This window comes from Nonomuraea sp. NPDC049646, from assembly GCF_044465525.1.
GTDB lineage: Bacteria > Actinomycetota > Actinomycetes > Streptosporangiales > Streptosporangiaceae > Nonomuraea.
Map to the genome: position 1 here is coordinate 158,003 of NZ_JBITLU010000009.1, position 16,190 is coordinate 174,192.

Annotated in this window: 19 protein-coding genes; 9 read left to right on the plus strand and 10 right to left on the minus strand. The window is 73.3% G+C overall.

Annotation, left to right across the window (positions count from 1 at the left end; genetic code table 11):
• Positions 1–59: 59 nt before the first annotated feature.
• Positions 60–920, plus strand: a complete 861-nt coding sequence (locus tag ACIBQ8_RS27140; RefSeq protein WP_397193283.1) for an alpha/beta fold hydrolase — start codon at positions 60–62, stop codon at positions 918–920.
• 104 nt (positions 921–1,024) lie between these two features.
• Positions 1,025–1,675, plus strand: a complete 651-nt coding sequence (locus ACIBQ8_RS27145) for an HPP family protein (protein ID WP_397178690.1) — start codon at positions 1,025–1,027, stop codon at positions 1,673–1,675.
• A 3-nt stretch (positions 1,676–1,678) separates the two neighbouring features.
• Here ACIBQ8_RS27145 and ACIBQ8_RS27150 read toward each other — a convergent pair whose 3' ends face one another.
• From ACIBQ8_RS27150 to ACIBQ8_RS27160, 3 genes are read right to left on the minus strand one after another with little or no spacing between them, the layout of a single operon-like run.
• Positions 1,679–2,596 (minus strand): aminoglycoside phosphotransferase family protein, encoded by a 918-nt coding sequence (locus ACIBQ8_RS27150; RefSeq protein WP_397193284.1) that lies wholly within the window; start codon positions 2,594–2,596, stop codon positions 1,679–1,681.
• A gap of 34 nt (positions 2,597–2,630) precedes the next feature.
• The gene (locus tag ACIBQ8_RS27155; protein WP_352318330.1) at positions 2,631–3,509 is read right to left on the minus strand and encodes a 1,4-dihydroxy-2-naphthoyl-CoA synthase; all 879 of its coding nucleotides are present in this window, start codon (positions 3,507–3,509) and stop codon (positions 2,631–2,633) included.
• Positions 3,510–3,519: 10 nt separating this feature from the next.
• A complete protein-coding gene (locus tag ACIBQ8_RS27160) occupies positions 3,520–4,032 on the minus strand; it encodes a PadR family transcriptional regulator (RefSeq protein WP_397178688.1) in 513 nt (170 codons plus the stop codon).
• 76 nt (positions 4,033–4,108) lie between these two features.
• Between ACIBQ8_RS27160 and ACIBQ8_RS27165 the strand changes: the two genes are divergently transcribed.
• A complete protein-coding gene (locus ACIBQ8_RS27165) occupies positions 4,109–4,672 on the plus strand; it encodes a hypothetical protein (protein WP_397178687.1) in 564 nt (187 codons plus the stop codon).
• Here ACIBQ8_RS27165 and ACIBQ8_RS27170 read toward each other — a convergent pair.
• Complete coding sequence (locus ACIBQ8_RS27170; protein ID WP_090938046.1) at positions 4,665–4,997, minus strand: helix-turn-helix transcriptional regulator; 333 nt, start codon at positions 4,995–4,997, stop codon at positions 4,665–4,667. The two genes, ACIBQ8_RS27165 and ACIBQ8_RS27170, sit on opposite strands and share 8 nt — an antisense overlap.
• A gap of 86 nt (positions 4,998–5,083) precedes the next feature.
• Here ACIBQ8_RS27170 and ACIBQ8_RS27175 point away from each other — a divergent pair, with 86 nt between their 5' ends.
• Complete coding sequence (locus tag ACIBQ8_RS27175; RefSeq protein ID WP_358291422.1) at positions 5,084–5,254, plus strand: DUF3073 domain-containing protein; 171 nt, start codon at positions 5,084–5,086, stop codon at positions 5,252–5,254.
• Between the two features lie 180 nt (positions 5,255–5,434).
• Here the strand turns inward: ACIBQ8_RS27175 and ACIBQ8_RS27180 are convergent, their stop codons facing one another.
• Complete coding sequence (locus ACIBQ8_RS27180; protein WP_397193285.1) at positions 5,435–6,262, minus strand: alpha/beta hydrolase; 828 nt, start codon at positions 6,260–6,262, stop codon at positions 5,435–5,437.
• 115 nt (positions 6,263–6,377) lie between these two features.
• Here ACIBQ8_RS27180 and ACIBQ8_RS27185 point away from each other — a divergent pair, with 115 nt between their 5' ends.
• Entirely contained in the window at positions 6,378–6,944 is a 567-nt protein-coding gene (locus tag ACIBQ8_RS27185; RefSeq protein ID WP_397193286.1) for an NADPH-dependent F420 reductase, read from the plus strand.
• A 60-nt stretch (positions 6,945–7,004) separates the two neighbouring features.
• Here the strand turns inward: ACIBQ8_RS27185 and ACIBQ8_RS27190 are convergent, their stop codons facing one another.
• The 3 genes from ACIBQ8_RS27190 to ACIBQ8_RS27200 all read right to left on the minus strand — a co-directional run bounded on the left by ACIBQ8_RS27190 (position 7,005) and on the right by ACIBQ8_RS27200 (position 10,344).
• Complete coding sequence (locus tag ACIBQ8_RS27190) at positions 7,005–8,414, minus strand: LCP family protein (protein WP_397193287.1); 1,410 nt, start codon at positions 8,412–8,414, stop codon at positions 7,005–7,007.
• A 143-nt stretch (positions 8,415–8,557) separates the two neighbouring features.
• Positions 8,558–9,217 carry a response regulator gene (locus ACIBQ8_RS27195; RefSeq protein WP_397193288.1) on the minus strand — a complete coding sequence of 220 codons (660 nt, stop codon included), beginning with the start codon at positions 9,215–9,217 and terminating at the stop codon, positions 8,558–8,560.
• Entirely contained in the window at positions 9,214–10,344 is a 1,131-nt protein-coding gene (locus tag ACIBQ8_RS27200; protein WP_397178682.1) for a sensor histidine kinase, read from the minus strand. The genes ACIBQ8_RS27195 and ACIBQ8_RS27200 overlap by 4 nt, the downstream gene beginning before the upstream one ends.
• 166 nt (positions 10,345–10,510) lie before the next feature.
• Here ACIBQ8_RS27200 and ACIBQ8_RS27205 point away from each other — a divergent pair, with 166 nt between their 5' ends.
• On the plus strand, positions 10,511–11,545 hold the full coding sequence (locus tag ACIBQ8_RS27205) for a carboxymuconolactone decarboxylase family protein (protein ID WP_397193289.1): 1,035 nt from the start codon (positions 10,511–10,513) through the stop codon (positions 11,543–11,545).
• Positions 11,546–11,569: 24 nt separating this feature from the next.
• On the opposite strand, the gene ACIBQ8_RS27210 is transcribed toward ACIBQ8_RS27205, so the two are convergent.
• Complete coding sequence (locus ACIBQ8_RS27210; RefSeq protein WP_397178680.1) at positions 11,570–12,052, minus strand: MSMEG_6728 family protein; 483 nt, start codon at positions 12,050–12,052, stop codon at positions 11,570–11,572.
• 88 nt (positions 12,053–12,140) lie between these two features.
• Here ACIBQ8_RS27210 and ACIBQ8_RS27215 point away from each other — a divergent pair, with 88 nt between their 5' ends.
• Positions 12,141–14,420, plus strand: a complete 2,280-nt coding sequence (locus ACIBQ8_RS27215; RefSeq protein WP_397193290.1) for a xanthine dehydrogenase family protein molybdopterin-binding subunit — start codon at positions 12,141–12,143, stop codon at positions 14,418–14,420.
• A 61-nt stretch (positions 14,421–14,481) separates the two neighbouring features.
• A complete protein-coding gene (locus ACIBQ8_RS27220; protein WP_397178678.1) occupies positions 14,482–15,165 on the plus strand; it encodes a DUF2267 domain-containing protein in 684 nt (227 codons plus the stop codon).
• Between the two features lie 42 nt (positions 15,166–15,207).
• On the opposite strand, the gene ACIBQ8_RS27225 is transcribed toward ACIBQ8_RS27220, so the two are convergent.
• A complete protein-coding gene (locus tag ACIBQ8_RS27225) occupies positions 15,208–15,429 on the minus strand; it encodes a hypothetical protein (protein ID WP_397193291.1) in 222 nt (73 codons plus the stop codon).
• Between the two features lie 196 nt (positions 15,430–15,625).
• On the opposite strand from ACIBQ8_RS27225, the gene ACIBQ8_RS27230 reads away from it, so the two are divergent.
• A complete protein-coding gene (locus tag ACIBQ8_RS27230; protein WP_352318303.1) occupies positions 15,626–16,093 on the plus strand; it encodes an ATP-binding protein in 468 nt (155 codons plus the stop codon).
• Positions 16,094–16,190 lie beyond the last annotated feature (97 nt).

Consider the following 16,190-nt stretch of genomic DNA (forward strand, 5'->3'; position numbering starts at 1 on the left):
TGCCGCCATGCTATCACTTAACCGGCAAAACGGATTTAGGCGGTTAATCGGAGGATGGCATGACTGTTCGGTACCGCACCGCTGTGGTGGACGGCCTCGACGTGTTCTACCGGGAGGCCGGTGACCCGTCGGCGCCCACGCTGGTGCTGCTGCACGGGTTCCCGACCTCGTCGATGGCCTACCAGGAGCTGATCGCCGACCTGGCGGACGAGTTCCACCTGATCGCGCCCGACTACCCGGGCTTCGGCCACAGCTCGGCCCCCGCGGCCGACGAATGGGAGTACAGCTTCGACCACCTGGCCGACGTGGTGGACAGCCTCCTCGACACCCTGGGCGTCACCAAGTACGCGCTCTACGTGCACGACTACGGCGCCCCCGTCGGCTTCCGCCTCGCCGTCCGGCACCCGGAGCGCATCACCGGCATCGTCTCCCAGAACGGCAACGCGTACGAGGAGGGCCTGACGCCGTTCTGGGAGCCGCTGCGCAAGGCGTGGGCCGACCCCTCCGAGGAGAACACCTCCGCGCTGCTCGGCCTGCTCACCCCCGAGGCCACCCACTGGCAGTACACGCACGGCGTCCCCGACGCCGCCCTGGTCAACCCCGACAAGGCGGCCCTCGACCAGGCCCGCCTCGACCGGCCCGGCAACCACGCCGTCCAGCTCGCCCTCTTCGTGGACTACGGCCGCAACCCGGGCCTCTACCCGCAGTGGCAGGAGTACCTGCGCACGCACCAGCCGCCGGTGCTGGCCGTGTGGGGGCGGCACGACGAGATCTTCGGCCCCGACGGCGCGCTCGCCTTCGCCCGGGACGCCGAGCGCGCCGAGATCCAGCTCCTCGACGCGGGCCACTTCGCCCTGGAGACCCGCGGCCGGCAGATCGCCGCACTGGTCCGCGACTTCCTCCGCCGCCTCTCCGACTGACAGGCCCCAAGAGCTCGGCTCTCCGCCTTACGGCCACCCAAGAGCCCAGTTTCTCCGCCTTACGGCCCCCGAGGGGCCGCCTCTCCGACTGACGGGAGCTTCCGATGGTCCAGCCCCAGCGCCGCGGGAACGCCACGGCCCGCACCGGCCTGTCCGCCGCGGCGGCCGTCCACGCCCACCGATCCCTGAGCCCCCGCCGCGCGCCCGCCCCCCACGGGCCCGCGGCGGGCCCGGCGGCCGGGCCGCCGCCCTCCCGGAGGCGGGGGTGGGCCGGGACGTCGGGGGCGCCCGCCCGCCCGTCCGGCAGGGCGGTGGCCCTGGCCACCGCGGCGGCGCTGGCCGGGCTGTCCTTACTGGCCCTGCTGGCCGGCCTCACCGGCATGGAGCTGTTCGCGCTGCCGTTCGCCGCGACCGCCGGGATCGTGGCCCTGGCGCCCGCCGCGCCGTTCGCCCAGCCGCGCAGCATCCTGCTCGGCCACCTGAGCGCCGCCGCGCTCGCCCTGGCGCTCACCGCCCTCACCGGCCCGTCGGTGTGGACGGCGGTCGCCGCGGCGGCGCTGTCCACGGCCCCCATGCTGCTGCTGCGGGCCCCTCACCCGCCGGCCGGGGCCACGGCGGCGCTGATCGGGCTCACCGCCCCCGACCCGGTGTACCTGCTCAATCCGGTCCTGGTCGCCGGCGTCGTGGTGATCGCCGCCGGGGTGGCGCTCGGAAAGGCGCTGCCGGGCCACGAATACCCCGCCTACTGGCGGTGACCGTCACTGCCGGTGGCGCATGGCCTCGGCGATCACCAGGGCGGTCTCGTTGATCTCGTGCTCGCCGTCCTCGACGTCCCAGAGGGCGTTCTGCAGGATCCGGCCGAGGGTCCAGCCGGCCGCCCTGGCCGGGTCGAGGCCCAGCCCGTCCACCATGAGGTCGAAGCGCCGCAGCACGGCCTTGAGCGGGTCGCCGGTGGCGACGACGGCGTCCCAGCGGTTGTCCAGGGCCGGCCACAGGTCGAAGCCGGGGTCGCCGGCCAGCGGCTTGGGGTCGATGGCGAGCCACGGCTCCCGCTCGGCGGCCAGCACGTTGTCGTAGTGCAGGTCCCAGTGCAGCAGCCGGTCGCCCGGCTCGGCGACCAGCTCGGCGACCGCGTCGGCGCACCGGCGCAGCCAGAACCTGTCCTGCTCGCGAGGCAGCGCGGCCGTCGCGCGGTCGACGTCGGCCAGCATCTGCGCGGCGATGTCGCCCAGCCGGCGCAGCCCCGGCGGGGCGGGGAAGGCGGTCAACCGGCCCAGCAACCCGGTCAGGATCGTCAGCGCCTCGGTGTCGTCCGGGACGGCCGACAGCGGGCGGCCGGAGTCGAGGCGTTCCAGCAGCAGGGTGCCGGTCTCGGGGTCGTCGTCGAGCAGCAGGACCGAGCCGTTCCCGGCCCACGTGCGCAGGCCGGGCGCCTCGGTGGCGTTCTCGTCGGTGACGGGCTGGAGCTTGAGCGCCGCCTTGGAGCCGTCCTGCCGTACGACGGGCAGCACGAGGGAGACCACGCCGTGCATGGGGCGGCCCTCGTCCAGCCGCAGCTCCCACTCCTCCAGGTAACGCTCGGCGAGCGCGGGCAGGCCGGCCGACCAGGCCCGCCCCCGCTCGCCGTCGATCTTCACATGTGACGCGGTCAACGCCTCGGGGACCATGATTCTCATCGCCCCAGTCTGCCTCCGGCCGGGACGCCCGCGGCTAGAAGTGCCAGGGGAAGGGCGACCAGTCGGGCGCCCGCTTCTCCAGGAAGGAGTCGCGCCCCTCGGCCGCCTCGTCCGTCATGTACGCCAGCCGCGTCGCCTCGCCCGCGAACACCTGCTGCCCGACGAGCCCGTCGTCGATCATGTTGAAGGCGAACTTCAGCATGCGCTGGGCGGTGGGCGACTTGCCGTTGACCTTGCGCGCCCACTCCAGCGCCGTGGCCTCCAGCTCCGCGTGCGGGACGACGGCGTTGACCATGCCCATGCGATGGGCGTCGGCCGCGCTGTAGGTGTCGCCCAGGAAGAAGATCTCGCGGGCGAACTTCTGCCCGACCTGCCGCGCCAGGTAGGCCGAGCCGAAGCCGCCGTCGAAGCTGGCCACGTCGGCGTCGGTCTGCTTGAAGCGGGCGTGCTCGGCGCTGGCCAGGGTGAGGTCGGCCACGACGTGCAGGCTGTGCCCGCCGCCCGCGGCCCAGCCGGGCACCACGCAGATCACGATCTTGGGCATGAAGCGGATCAGGCGCTGCACCTCCAGGATGTGCAGCCGCCCGGTGGCGGGGGTGCCGTCGGCGTACTGGTAGCCGTCTTTGCCCCTGATGCGCTGGTCGCCGCCGGAGCAGAAGGCCCACCCGCCGTCCTTGGGCGAGGGGCCGTTGCCCGTGAGCAGCACGCAGCCGACGTCGGTGGCCTGCCTGGCGTGGTCGAGCGCCCGGTAGAGCTCGTCGACCGTCTGGGGCCTGAAGGCGTTGCGCACCTCGGGCCGGTTGAACGCGACCCGCACCGTGCCCTGGTCGAGGGCCCGGTGGTAGGTGATGTCGGTGAAGTCGAAGCCCTCGACTGCCTGCCACATCTTCGGATCGAACAGCTCGGAGACCATGGGTGCGAGCCTAACGGATCTGCTCCTCGGCCCACTCGGCCCACGCCTTCTGGACGGCGCCGAGCCGCAGGCCGTACTCCAGGGCGAGCCGGCCGTAGACCGACAGGTTGTCCTGGCCGCTCTCGACGAACCCCTTGATGGCCTCCATGTGCTCCAGGTGCTTGCCCACCACCTCGGCCTGGCGGCGCAGGTAGGCGCGGGCCTGCTCGGGGTCGACCTGGCCGAGGAAGAACACCCGCAGCAGCATGTCGCTGCGCCCGACCCGGACCGGCTCGACCTCGGTGATCCAGCGGCGCAGCTCGGCCCGGCCCTCCTCGGTGATCGCGTACTCCTTGCGCCCACGGGGGCCCTCGGCTGCGACGCTCACGAGACCGGCGTCGGCCAGCTTGCCGAGCTCCGAGTAGAGCTGGCTCTGCGTCGCCGGCCAGACGTTGGACAATGAGACGTCGAAGGTCTTCAGCAGGTCGTAGCCGCTGGCCGGCCCCTCGGCGAGCAGACCAAGCACGGCGTGTCTCAAGCTCATATTCCTATATTGACATATCTCGGCAGGAGGTTCTACATTCGACATGTCTACTTAGGAATGTCAAAGGAGTTGCGCGATGCGCGGTCTGCTCGGTTTCCTCCCCTGGGTCGTCTACGCGGTCATCGCCACCGGCGACGAGTGGCGCTGGGGCGCCATCACCGGCCTCGTGATCGCCCTCGCCCTCGTGGTCATCGACCGCCGGTCCGGCCGGGCCTGGGACGAGATCGTGATCGAGACGAGCGCCGCCGCCTTCTTCGCCCTGCTCACGGTGCTCTCCCTGGCGGCCCCGCACTCGCCGCTCACGCCGTACGGGCCCGCGCTGGTCAACGTCTGGCTGGCCGGCACCGCCTGGGGCTCGATGGCCATCGGCAAGCCGTTCACGCTGGGCATCGCGCGCACGATGGCGCCGAAGGAGATCTGGGAGACCCCGGCGTTCCGCCGCGTCAACGTGGTGATCACGACGGTGTGGGCGGTGGCGTTCACGCTCGCCGCCGTCTCGCTGACGTTCGTGCTGGCCGCGGCCCCCCACGCCACCACGGTCGTCATCGCGATCAAGGTGCTCTCGTTCGTCGTCCCCGCCGTCTTCACCGCCCGGTACCCGAAGGTGGTCAGGCGCCGCGCCGAGGCCGCCGCTAAGTGACCTCCGCCCGCAGCTCGGCCAGGAGCTCCCCCTGGTCGGCCAGCATGTCGGTGAGGATGCGGCGGGCGGCCCCGAGCAGGTCTGCCAGCTCGGGAGTGGCCAGGGTGTAGACCACCGTGCTGCCTTCGCGGATTGCGCTCACGATCCCGGCCCTGCGCAGGACCGCCAGCTGCTGTGAGAGGCTCGACGCCTCGATGTCGATCTGGGCCAGCAGGTCCCTGACGGGCAGTGGACCTTCCTGGAGTAGCTCCAACACTCTGATGCGAGCGGGGTGGCCGAGCGTCCTGAAGAAGTCGGCCTTGGCCTGGTGGACCTCCACGTGCATATTGCAAGACTAATCGAGCGCAGTTGCATAATTCTTCAAGTCGTAACGTTGTTGGATAGCATGACAGCGGGGACTAGGGAGTAGCCATGGGCCGAGGAAGAGCCAAGGCGAAGCAGACGAAGGTCGCTCGCCAGCTGAAGTACGCCAACCACAACATCGACTACGACCGGCTGCGCGAGGAGCTGGGCGCGGACACGCCGCGCGAGGAGATGTACACGTCTACGGCGTCCGAGCAGGAGTCCGAGCGCGCGCAATGACGCGCGCCGGCTTCGCGGGGGCGTCCGCGACGTTCTCGGGCCGCCTGGCCTCCGGCGCCTGACCGGTCGCCGCGAGTACCAGGCGGTGTTCCCGTGCCCGCCCGGCGGCGTGCCGCAGGGCGCGGGCCGGGCCGCGGCGGTCCGGCGGGCCGCCGGCCCGTCGCCGCTTCGAGCGGGCCGCTAGCTCGTCGCCGCTTCGATCAGGCGGCGCGCGTCGGCGAGCAGGCGGCCGGTGGCGGCCTGCGACACCGGGTCGGTGTTCTGCTGGAATCCGTGCGTGAGGCCGGGCTCCCTGCGGCACGTGACCGGCACGCCGGCCTCGGCCAGCCGGCGGGCGTACGCCTCGCCCTCGTCCCTGAGGGCGTCGTGCTCGGCGGTGACCACCAGCGTGGCGGGCATCCCGCTCAGGTCGGGCACCAGCAGCGGGCTCAGCCTCGGGTCGGCGCGCCGCGCCGCGTCGGGCGCCCACTGCCGCACGGCCCAGGCGAGGAAGCTCTCGTCGAGGCCGTGACCGGTGCCCTTCTCCCGCACGCTGGGGCAGGAGAGCGTGAGGTCGGTGTTGGGGCAGACCAGGATCTGGGCGGCGGGCAAGGAGCCGCCCGCGTCCCGCAGCTCCAGACAGGCCATCGTGGCCAGGTAACCGCCCGCGCTGTCCCCGGCCACCGCGACCGGACGGGCCTCGCGCAGCACGTCCACGACGTCCTCCACGGCCGCCGGGTACGGGTGCTCGGGGGCCGGCCGATAGTCCACGGCCAGCACCTCCACCTCGCACTCGCGGGCCAGCAGGCGGCAGATCCGGTCGTGGGTGTCCAGGTCGCCGAACACCCACGCGCCGCCGTGCACGTACACCACCAGAGGCCGTCGCTCCAGCGCGGGCCGGTAGTGCCGCAGCGGCAGCCCGCGCGGCCCGGTCAGATCGCTCACCTGCGGCAGCTCGGGCCCCCGCGCACGCAGGTGGGCCCGCTCGGCGCTGCCCCTGCGCAGCTCGTGGACGTCGGGATCGTTCATGGACGACGAGTGTAGGGATCACCGGCGGGCAAAGATCTCGCGGCGCAGGCGCAAAGCCGGGCATGCGGGGAAGGCCGATGGGCAGGTGCCGATCGGCCGACAAGGAGATCCAGACATGCGCGTAGGAATCGTGGGTTCGGGCCGGCTCGGCGCGCCGCTCGGCCGGCTGTTCGCGGCGGCCGGTCACGACGTGCTCTTCAGCGACGCCCGGCCGGCCCTCGCCGAGGAGGCCGCGGCCGCCGCCGAGGGGCAGCCGGGCGTCGGCTCGCCGATCGAGGCGGCGCACTTCGGCGAGGTCGTCGTCATGGCGGTGTGGTGGGAGGCGTTCCCGACCGTGGTCGAGGAGCTGGGCGCGGCGCTGGGCGGCAAGATCGTCATCGACCCCAGCAACCCGATCACCCGGCGCGACGGCGCCGAGGCGGTGGTGGCCGTGCCGGACGGGCTCACCAGCCCGCAGTACCAGCAGCACGTGCTCGGCCGCGAGGTGCGGCTGGTGCGCACGTTCAACACCAAGTACCCCAACGAGCTGCTGGACCTGGGCACGGCCGGGCAGCGGGGCGGCCCGCGGGCCGACATGCCCTACTGGGGCGACGACGAGGCCGCCAAGAAGGCCGTGGTGCCGCTCATCGAGGACGCCGGGTTCACCGCCATCGACGGGGGCGGCCTGGCCGACGCCCTGTGAGCCGGACCGAGCCGCGCGCCGGACCGAGCCGCGCGCCGGGCCGAGCCGCGCCGGGCCGGGTCAGGCCGCGCAGGTGTCGTGTGTGGCGTCGAAGCCCTTGATCGCCTCGGTGTCGTCGGCGCGCAGCGGCTTGAGCCCCTTCCAGTCGTCGCCGATCACCAGCACCAGGTGGTTCGTGCGGGCGCCGGCGACCAGCTTGGGCGTGGCGGCGAGCAGGTCGTTGGTGAGCGTGGGCACCCGGGTCTCGGCGTTGGGGCCGTAGAGCAGCGTGGTCTTCGGCTGCGGCTTCCTGGCCGTGTCGCCGATCTTGCTGATGTGGTAGCCGCGCTGTTCCAGGAAGGCGGCCACCTGCGTGCCGAGGCCGCCGCGGTAGGTGCCGTTGCGCAGCTCGATCTGGATCTTCGACCGCCCCACCTTGGCCTGGCCGCCCTTGACGCCCTGGACGCTCTGGTCCCTGGCGACGATCTGGAACAGCCGGCCGGCCTGCGGCTGCACCCACTCGACCCGGCCCGGCTGGGTGAGCGAGTAGTGCCAGGGGGTGGTGATGAACCGGATCTGCCCGGCGTTGAGGCCCTGGAGGCTGGTGGCCAGGTCCCGCATGACGCCCAGCGACAGGTCGTCGTCGACGGTCACCGACCGGGTGCCGGCGTTGAGGAAGCCGAACAGCTTGGACGGGTCGGTGAGCGTGTCGCCGCTCATCACCTTCTTGAGCATCGAGGCGATGAACATCTGCTGCCGCTGGATGCGCCCGATGTCGGAGCCGTCGCCGAGGCTGTAGCGGGCGCGGACGTAGCCGAGCGCCTGCTCGCCGTTGAGCGTCTGCCGCCCGGCGGGCAGGTGGAGCAGGGCCTTCTTGTCGTTCACCGGCGAGGGCAGGCAGACCTCGACGCCGCCCACGGCGTTGACCATGCTCTTGAAGCCGGTGAAGTCGACCTTCACGAAGTGGTCGATGTGGATGCGGGTGAGCGACTCGATCGTCTTCCAGGTGCAGGCGATGCCCCCGGAGTTGAACGACTCGTTGATCATGCCGAGGTGCGGCTGCTGGCCGGGCAGGCCGCCCGTGGCCCGGCAGGCGGGGAGCTGGACCAGCGAGTCGCGCGGGAAGCTGATCACCATGGCGTTGTCCCGCTTGGACGACACGTGCGCCAGCATGATCGTGTCGGTGCGCTCGCCCGCGATGCGGCGGCCGTACCTGGCGTTCTTGCCGTCGCGCTGGTCGGAGCCCACGATCAGCACGTTCATCGCCGAGGTGGCGACCTTGGGGGGCCGCGTCTCGCCGAGGTCCTCCTTGGTGACCGCCGAGCGCTTGATGTTGCCGCTGAGCTTGGCGGTGACGCCGACGGCCACGCCGGCGACCAGGAGGACGACGGCGACCGCGATCGCGATCACCCAGCGTAGCCAGCGCCGGCGGCGCCTCTTGGGGGCGCCGGGGTCGCTGGAGGGCGGAGCATCGACAAGCCCGCTGCTCACGTGACTCCAGAGGGACGGGGGCCGAGGGGCCACCGCCCCGGGCCAAGAGCCTCGCCGTACAAGTCTCGGCCGTTGAACGTGCCCGAGTGTACTCCGGGCGGGGACGGGTGTGCGGAGCGACCGCGATCCTTGACCGTCAAGCCTCAACGCTCGCGCGGGGTCACCAGGCCGGACTCGTAGGCGAAGACCACGAGCTGGGCGCGGTCGCGGGCGTGCAGCTTGGTCATCGCCCGGCTGACGTGCGTCTTGGCGGTGGTCGGGCTGATCACCATCTGGGCGGCGATCTCGTCGTTGGACATGCCGCGGGCGACCAGGGCGGTCACCTCGCGTTCGCGGTTGGTGAGCACGTCCAGGCCCTGGGGCTCGGGTTCGGGGCGGCGGGCGACGTACTCGCCGATCAGGCGGCGGGTGATGGCGGGGGAGAGCAGGGCGTCGCCGCGGGCGGCCATCCTGACGCCCTGGAGCAGGTCAGCGGGCTCGGTGTCCTTGACCAGGAAGCCGCTCGCGCCGGCGCGCAGGGCCTGGAAGACGTACTCGTCCAGGCCGTAGTTGGTCAGGATCACCACGTGGACCCCGGTCAGGCGGTCGTCGGCGGCGATCCGCCTGGTGGCCTCGATGCCGTCCATGACGGGCATCTGCACGTCCACGAGCGCCACGTCGGGGCGGTGTTCCAGGGCGAGGGCGACCGCCTGCTCCCCGTTGGCGGCCTCGGCGACGACCTCGATGTCGTCCTCGGCCTCCAGCAGGGCGCGGAAGCCGCCGCGGATGAGGGCCTGGTCGTCCACCAGGAGCACGCGGATCACCGGGCCTCCTGCAGCGGCAGCTCGGCGCGTACGGTGAACCCGCCCTCGGGACGCGGCCCGGTCGCCAGCCGCCCGCCGAGCGCCGTGACGCGCTCGCGCATGCCCAGCAGGCCCACGCCGGGGTCGCAGGGGCCGCCGTTCGCGCGGCCGTCGTCGTCCACCTGCACGATCAGCTCCTCCTTGCCGTAGTCGACGCGTACCGAGGCGGTGGCGGGCCCGGCGTGCTTGGAGACGTTGGTCAGCGCCTCCTGGACGATCCGGTAGGCCGCCCGGTCGACCTCGGCCGGCAGGTCGCGGCGGTCGCCGGTGACCGTCACCGTGGCCGGGACGCCGGTCGAGCGGGCCCGTTCGACCAGGTGGGTGAGCCGGTCGAGGCCGCTGGCCGCGGGGGCGTCGTCGTCCTCGCGCAGCACCTCCAGCGTGGCGCGCAGCTCGCGCATGGCCTCGCCGCTGGCCTCCTGGATGGCCAGCAGCGCCGCCGGCACCTCCTCGCCGCGCTTGCGCGCGAGGTGCACGGCCACGCCCGCCTGCACCTTGATGACCGAGATGGTGTGGGTGAGCGAGTCGTGCAGCTCCCTGGCGATGCGCAGCCGCTCCTCGCCCGCCCGGCGCAGCGCCGCCTCCTCGCGGGTCCGCTCGGCCTCGGCGGCCCGCTGTTCGACCTGCGCGAGGTAGGCCTGCCGGTGCCGGGTCACGGTCGCGGTCACCCCGGCCGCCAGGAACCAGCCGAGCAGCAGCGTCGTCTTCTGCACGATCTCCTGCGCGGTCTGCCCGCCGGGGGCGGCCAGGTTGACCGCCAGGGTCCCGCCCAGGAACACCGCGCCGGCCGCCGCCGCGAGCGCCCGGTGGCCCGCCCTGACCGTGGCGAACACGGTCACCATCACGGGGAAGGCGGCCGGCGGGCCGGGCTGCGCGTGCGCGGAGTAGACCAGCATGCACAGCGTGGTGACCAGCAGCGCGGGGACCGGCGCCCGCCGCCAGGCGACGAGCGCGAGCGACCCGGCCAGCACGGCGGCGTAGTCCGCGGGCCCCGCCTCCGGCGTGGCCACCACGGTCGCCGTCAGCAGCGCGGCCACCACCGCCGCGAGCGCCGCGTCCATGACGGCGGGGTGCCATCGCAAGCTCATGCCAAGCACAGTAGAGCCTGATGTGTCGATAATCGTCCTCACCTGGGCGGAATGGGACACTACTCCCGCCGTCGTACGCCGCCCGCCTCTGCGCCCCGCGCCGTAGCCGCGGAAGTCATCCCGGGCAGGACGACTCCGGCCCGTCCCGGGCCCCACCATGGCGGCCATGAACACGACGCCGACGCCCGCGGGCCAGTTCCGCTACGTCACGCCCGTCCGGCCGCAGGACGCCACCGGCCGGGTGGCCCAGGTCTACGCGCGCCTCGCCGACGACTTCGGCATGGCCCGCATGGCGGTCTTCCTGACCTTGTCGCCCGCTCCCGCCGTACTGGCCGGGACGTGGGCGCTGCTGCGGGAGTCGCTGCTGGCCGGGCCGGGCTCCAGGACCGGCAGGGAGGTGGTGGCGCTGGGAGTGTCGCTGGCCAACCGGTGCCCGTTCTGCGTGGCCGCGCACACCACGCTGCTGCACGCCACCGGCGACCACAGGCTGGCCGAGACCGTCGCGGCCGGGGGCGTGCCGGCGGATCCCGGGCACGCCGCGCTGCTGCGGTGGGCCAAGGACCGGCGCGTGCCCGCGCCCTTCCCCGCGGACGAGGCGCCCGCGTACGTCGGCACCGCGCTGACCTTCCACTTCGTCAACCGGATCGCCTCGTCCCTGCTCACGGAGAACCTGCTGCCGGGCAACCTGCAGAAGTCGCGCCTGGTGCGCAGCGTGGGCGGCCGGGCCATGTCCCGGACGGTACGCAGGGAGCTGCCGCCCGGCGCGGGCCTGGACGTGCTGGCCGGCCTGCCCACGTCCCCCGAGCCCGCCTGGGCGGCCGGGACGCCGGTCGGCACGGCGTACGCCACGCTCATGGCCGTCGCGGGGGCGGGCGGTGAGCTGCTCGGCGAGGCGGCGCGGACGGCCGTCACCGAGGCGGTCGCGGCCTGGGACGGCGAGCACCCGCCGATGGGCGACCGGCTGTCGGGCCCGCTGACGGGCGTGCCCGGCGAAGAACGGCCGGCAGCCAGGCTCGCGCTGCTCGCCGCCCTCGCGCCCTACCGGGTCACCGACGCGGACGTCGCCGCCTGGCGCGGCGCCGCGACGACGGACGAGGATCTGGTGCGGCTCGTCGCCTTCGGCGCCGCCACGGCGACGCGGCACGTGGAGGGCGTCCTCACCGGGGCAGGCGTGGGCGCCGGAGGGGGTTCAGGCGGGTAGGCAGGCGTGGGCGCCGGTGGGAGGTCAGGCCGGTAGGCAGGTGGGCGGGCGGCCCGAGGTGGGCCAGACGTATGCGAGGTCGTCGGGCTCGTCGCCGAAGAGGGGGCGGTAGTGGTCGGGGTTCTTGCGCAGGAGGGCGGAGCGGTGGCTGAGGTGGAAGGCGTCGTCGCCGAGCCAGGGCGGCAGCTCGCCGGCCGCCGCCAGCTCGTGCTGGGTGCGGATGACGGGGGTGCCGCAGGCGCGGCCCAGCTCGACGGACATCGTGGCCGCGCAGGTGTCGGCCCGGCCGGTCGAGCACCAGCGGTCGCAGACGTCGAGCCCGTAGCGGACCAGGGCCTCCTCGTAGCCGGCCCACATCTTGACGGCGGGGTGGTGGCGCCAGCCGTAGCCGGGGACGATCAGGGCGCGCAGCACCTGCAGGGCCTCCACGCGCTGCTTGCCCAGCCGCAGCGCATCCAGGACCCCGGCACTGGCCGCGAAATCCGGATACGGAAGAAATGTCTGCATCGATACCCCCGCTGACCTGGTCTTTCTCGCCTGCCGCCCGGCGAGATCGTATATGGACCGCACGCCTCGCGGCGCGCACAATCGGCCCATGGGCTATGTCGGCGCGCGGACGCCTCGCAGGGAAGACGCCAGACTGCTGACCGGAAAGGGGAGATACGTCGGCAACGTACGCCTGCCTGGCATGGCGTACGCGGTGGTGGTGCGCAGCCCCGTCGCGCACGGACGGCTCCTCGGCTGCGACGCCAAGGCGGCCTGGACGGTCGAGGGCGTGCTCGACGTCATCACCCCCGCCGACGCCGCGGGGCTGCTGCTGCCCTGCGTCACCCTGGCCCCCGGCCAGCGGCTCACCTCCTACCGGGTGCTCGACGACACGATCAGGTACGCCGGCCAGCCGCTCGCCGTCGTCGTGGCAGGCACCCCCGCCGCCGCCCGCGACGCCGCGGACCTGCTGGACCTGGAGCTCGACCAGTCGCCCGCGGCCGTCGGCGCGGAACGCGCACTCGACGAGGACGCGCCGCTGCTCTACCCCGAGTGGGGCACGAACCTGGTCACCGACTTCCTGCTCGGCGACGCCGACTGCGCGGAGTTCGCCGAGTCCGCCGAGCACGTCGTCGAGATGACGTTCAGGATGGGCCGGATCTCGCCGCATCCCGTCGAGCCGCGCGGCGTCGTGGCCTCCTACGCCGACGACGAGCTGACCGTGCACCTCTCGTCCCAGGCCCCGCACCACGTCCGCGAGCACCTGGCCGACGCGTTCGGGCTCGCCCACGACCGGGTACGCGTGATCAGCCGGGACGTCGGCGGCGGGTTCGGCGGCAAGGAGCACGTCTACCCCGACGAGGCGCTCGTCTGCCTGGCCGCGATGCGGACGGGCCGCCCGGTGAGCTGGACCGAGTCCCCCGGCGACCGGCTGACGGCGACCCTGCCCGCGCGGGCCGCCGTCCACCGGGCCAGGCTGGCGCTCGACGGCCAGGGCCGGTTCGTCGCCCTGCACGCCGACATCCTCGGCGACCTCGGCGCCCATCCCTCAAACGTGGGCATCTCGCCCTTCGCGGTCTCGGCCACCCTGCTGCCGGGGCCGTACCGGTTCGAGCGGGTCGGCGTACGGGTGCGCGGGGTGGTCACCAACACCACCCCGACCGGCTCCTACCGCGGCTTCGGGCAGCCCGAGTGCACCTGGACCAGGGAGCGCCTGATCGACGAGGCGGCCCGGCGGCTCGGCCTCGACCCGGTCGAGCTGCGGCTGCGCAACATGCTGACGCCGGACGAGCTGCCGTGCACGAGCCGGGTCTACCAGCAGTACGACTCCGGCGACTACCCCCGGGCCCTGCGCACCCTGCGTGACCTGGTCACCCCGGTCACCGGTGTGGACGACGGCCGACGGCGCGGCATCGGCTACTCCTGCCACGTCGAGACCACCGGCCTGGGCCCGTCGATGGAGATGAAGGCGTCGGGCATCCAGGCGGGCGGCTACGAGACGGCGGTGCTGCGGATGGAGCCGGACGCGTCGGTGGTGGTGTCGTCCGGGGTGGTCTCGATCGGGCAGGGCATCGAGACGGCGCTGGCCCAGGTCGCGGCCGACCGGATGGGGGTGCCGATCGAGCGGGTGCGGGTGGTGCTGGGGGACACGGCGGCGACGCCGTACTCGTCGATCGGGTCGATCGCCAGCCGGTCGCTCGCGGTCGGCGGCGGGGCGCTCGTCCAGGCCGCCGCCCGGCTGCGGGACAAGCTGCTGGCCATCGCCGCCCACCGGCTGGAGGCGGCGCCCGGCGACCTGGAGATCGCCGAGGAGTGCGTGCGCGTCAAGGGCGACCCGCGGGCGTCGGTGCCGCTGCGGGAGCTGGCCACGTCCGCATGGCGGGCCTGGGACCTGCCGGAAGGCGTCACGCCGGGCCTGGAGGAGCGGGTCAGCTACGACCCGGCCGCCTACACCTTCGCCTACGGCGCGCACGCCGCCGCCGTCGCGGTGGACCCCGAGACCGGCGCGGTCGAGGTGGAGCGCTACTGGGTGGTCAACGACGCCGGGACGCTGGTCAACCCGTCCGTGGTCGAGGGCCAGATCCGCGGCGGGGTCGCGCAGAGCATCGGCATGGCGCTGACCGAGGAGATCGTCCACACCGAGGAGGGGCAGCCGCTGGCCGAGTACCTGCTGCCGACCACCCGCGAGGTGCCCGACATCGAGATCGTGCTGCTGGAGACCCCCTCACCGCTCACCCCGGGCGGCATGAAGGGGGCGGGCGAGGCGGGCACGATCGGCCCGCCCGCCGCCATCGGCAACGCGGTCGCCGCCGCCATGCCCGAGCTGGCCGGACGCGTCACCGACGTGCCCCTCACCCCCCAGGTCGTGTGGAGGTGTCGGCGGCCCTGACCTGGGCACGAGGAGCCTGAAGGTTCGGATCGGGGGACGAATCATGGAATATCGTGCACTCTTGGCGTCCATCGGCCGCATGACGGGCCTCGGCGCCGGCCCGGCCAGAGCGGCGGCGGAGGCCACGCTGACCACGCTCGCCCGCACGCTCGACGACGACGACCGGCGCGAGCTCATCGACGCCCTGCCGCCCGAGCTGACCGACGACTTCCCCATGGACCATCCGCGCAACGACGGCACCGAGGAGGGTTTCGTCCGGCAGGCGGCGCTGCTCGGCCGCCGTCCGCCCGAGCAGGCCAGGATCAGGGCCCAGGCCGTGCTGGCCGCCGTCGCCGAGCAGGATCCCGAGCTGATCGCCCGGCTGCACATCCCCGAGCAGGTACGCCCCCTGTTCGACCCGCCGGACAGCGGCGGCGGCATCACCGGCCCCAAGGGGCACACCGCCCCGCTCACCGCCGACGAGATCGCCGCGGCCCTGGCCGCCCTGCCGCTGTGGACCGGCGACCGCTCGTCGCTGCGCCGGGAGATCTCCCTGCCGCGGGAGAACCTGCGTGCCGTCCGCCGCGCGCTCGACCGGCTCAAGGCCACCTTCGGCCGGCAGCCCCAGCTCCAGGACACCGCCGACGGCCTGGCCATCGTGGTCAGGACGGCCTCCGTGGGCGCGGTGACGGCCCTCGACGTGGAGCTGGCCAGGCGGGTCGACGACCTCATCGAGGAGGTGGGCGCCGGCATCGGCCGGCCGTAGCCGCGGGCCCGGCCGGTTGCGGGGCCGCGGGTTCGTCCCGTGCTAGCCGCGCGGCCGGTCGGGCGGCTCGCCGGTCAGGTCCTCCAGGTGCTTGCCCGACTGCGACAGGGCCTGCTCCAGCGCCGCCTGCCCGGCGGGCTTGTGTCCCGCCGGCATCTTCCGCGCCGCGCCCGGCCGCTCACCCGGAGGTTCCGCCGGACGCCCGGCCGGGTCGGGGAGCGGTTCGGCGCCGGTCGCGGGGGTGTTCTCGTCAGGACTGCTCATGGCCCTGTCCGTACCCGCTGACCTGGGAAGACATGTCGGGCTGCGAAGAAAGTCGGGATTTCTCGGAAAACGTTCGACCCGGACGGCCCTTCCGTGCGTACAGGTTTGGACAGCCGCATGTCCGACAAATTCGGAGGCAGGTCTCGTGTTGACTGAAACGAGCATTCGTCGCCGCCCTTCCCAGGATGGAGAGGCCATGTCCAGGCTGCGGTCGGCCCGGCGGAGCCGGATGCAGTACGTATGGCCGTTGCGCCCGGACGCCCGGACCGTCGGCCACGCCCGGTCGATCATCCGCGAGGAGCTGTCCGGGCTCGACCTGCACGACGACGTCGTGGACGACGCCGTCCTCATGGTGAGCGAGCTGGTCACCAACGCGTTCATGTACGGCGAGGGCCCCTATGAGCTGCTCCTCCACGTGGACGCCAAGGAGGTCATGTGCGTCGTCGTGGACGCCGGCCCGCCCCTGCCCGCCCCCTCGGTCCCCGACCCGTCCGCCGAGCACGGACGGGGGCTGCGCATCGTCGCCCGGCTCTCCGACGGCTTCTACGGCTGCCATCCCCAGCGTTACCTGACCCACCCCGACCTGGTCGGCAAGGCCACCTGGTTCGCGCTGCCACGCCGCGGCGGGCCGGGCAACGTCGTGCCGATCAGGGCGGGCACGTAAGGGGTTCCAGTCTCCTGCAAGTCGGCCCGACCATACTGTGATCGATCTGGACGAAGCCGATGAGTGGGACAACGTGGAATTCCGAGTTCTGGGGCCG

Bases quoted from the DNA above. Each gene is read 5' to 3' on its own strand.
- ACIBQ8_RS27170 (WP_090938046.1), bottom strand. From the start codon at position 4,997: ATGCACGTGGAGGTCCACCAGGCCAAGGCCGACTTCTTCAGGACGCTC.
- ACIBQ8_RS27165 (WP_397178687.1), top strand. From the start codon at position 4,109: ATGCGCGGTCTGCTCGGTTTCCTCCCCTGGGTCGTCTACGCGGTCATC.
- ACIBQ8_RS27225 (WP_397193291.1), bottom strand. From the start codon at position 15,429: ATGAGCAGTCCTGACGAGAACACCCCCGCGACCGGCGCCGAACCGCTC.
- ACIBQ8_RS27175 (WP_358291422.1), top strand. From the start codon at position 5,084: ATGGGCCGAGGAAGAGCCAAGGCGAAGCAGACGAAGGTCGCTCGCCAG.
- ACIBQ8_RS27180 (WP_397193285.1), bottom strand. From the start codon at position 6,262: ATGAACGATCCCGACGTCCACGAGCTGCGCAGGGGCAGCGCCGAGCGG.
- ACIBQ8_RS27140 (WP_397193283.1), top strand. From the start codon at position 60: ATGACTGTTCGGTACCGCACCGCTGTGGTGGACGGCCTCGACGTGTTC.
- ACIBQ8_RS27210 (WP_397178680.1), bottom strand. From the start codon at position 12,052: ATGCAGACATTTCTTCCGTATCCGGATTTCGCGGCCAGTGCCGGGGTC.
- ACIBQ8_RS27160 (WP_397178688.1), bottom strand. From the start codon at position 4,032: ATGAGCTTGAGACACGCCGTGCTTGGTCTGCTCGCCGAGGGGCCGGCC.
- ACIBQ8_RS27215 (WP_397193290.1), top strand. From the start codon at position 12,141: ATGGGCTATGTCGGCGCGCGGACGCCTCGCAGGGAAGACGCCAGACTG.
- ACIBQ8_RS27150 (WP_397193284.1), bottom strand. From the start codon at position 2,596: ATGAGAATCATGGTCCCCGAGGCGTTGACCGCGTCACATGTGAAGATC.
- ACIBQ8_RS27230 (WP_352318303.1), top strand. From the start codon at position 15,626: ATGTCCAGGCTGCGGTCGGCCCGGCGGAGCCGGATGCAGTACGTATGG.
- ACIBQ8_RS27145 (WP_397178690.1), top strand. From the start codon at position 1,025: ATGGTCCAGCCCCAGCGCCGCGGGAACGCCACGGCCCGCACCGGCCTG.
- ACIBQ8_RS27155 (WP_352318330.1), bottom strand. From the start codon at position 3,509: ATGGTCTCCGAGCTGTTCGATCCGAAGATGTGGCAGGCAGTCGAGGGC.
- ACIBQ8_RS27185 (WP_397193286.1), top strand. From the start codon at position 6,378: ATGCGCGTAGGAATCGTGGGTTCGGGCCGGCTCGGCGCGCCGCTCGGC.
- ACIBQ8_RS27205 (WP_397193289.1), top strand. From the start codon at position 10,511: ATGAACACGACGCCGACGCCCGCGGGCCAGTTCCGCTACGTCACGCCC.
- ACIBQ8_RS27200 (WP_397178682.1), bottom strand. From the start codon at position 10,344: ATGAGCTTGCGATGGCACCCCGCCGTCATGGACGCGGCGCTCGCGGCG.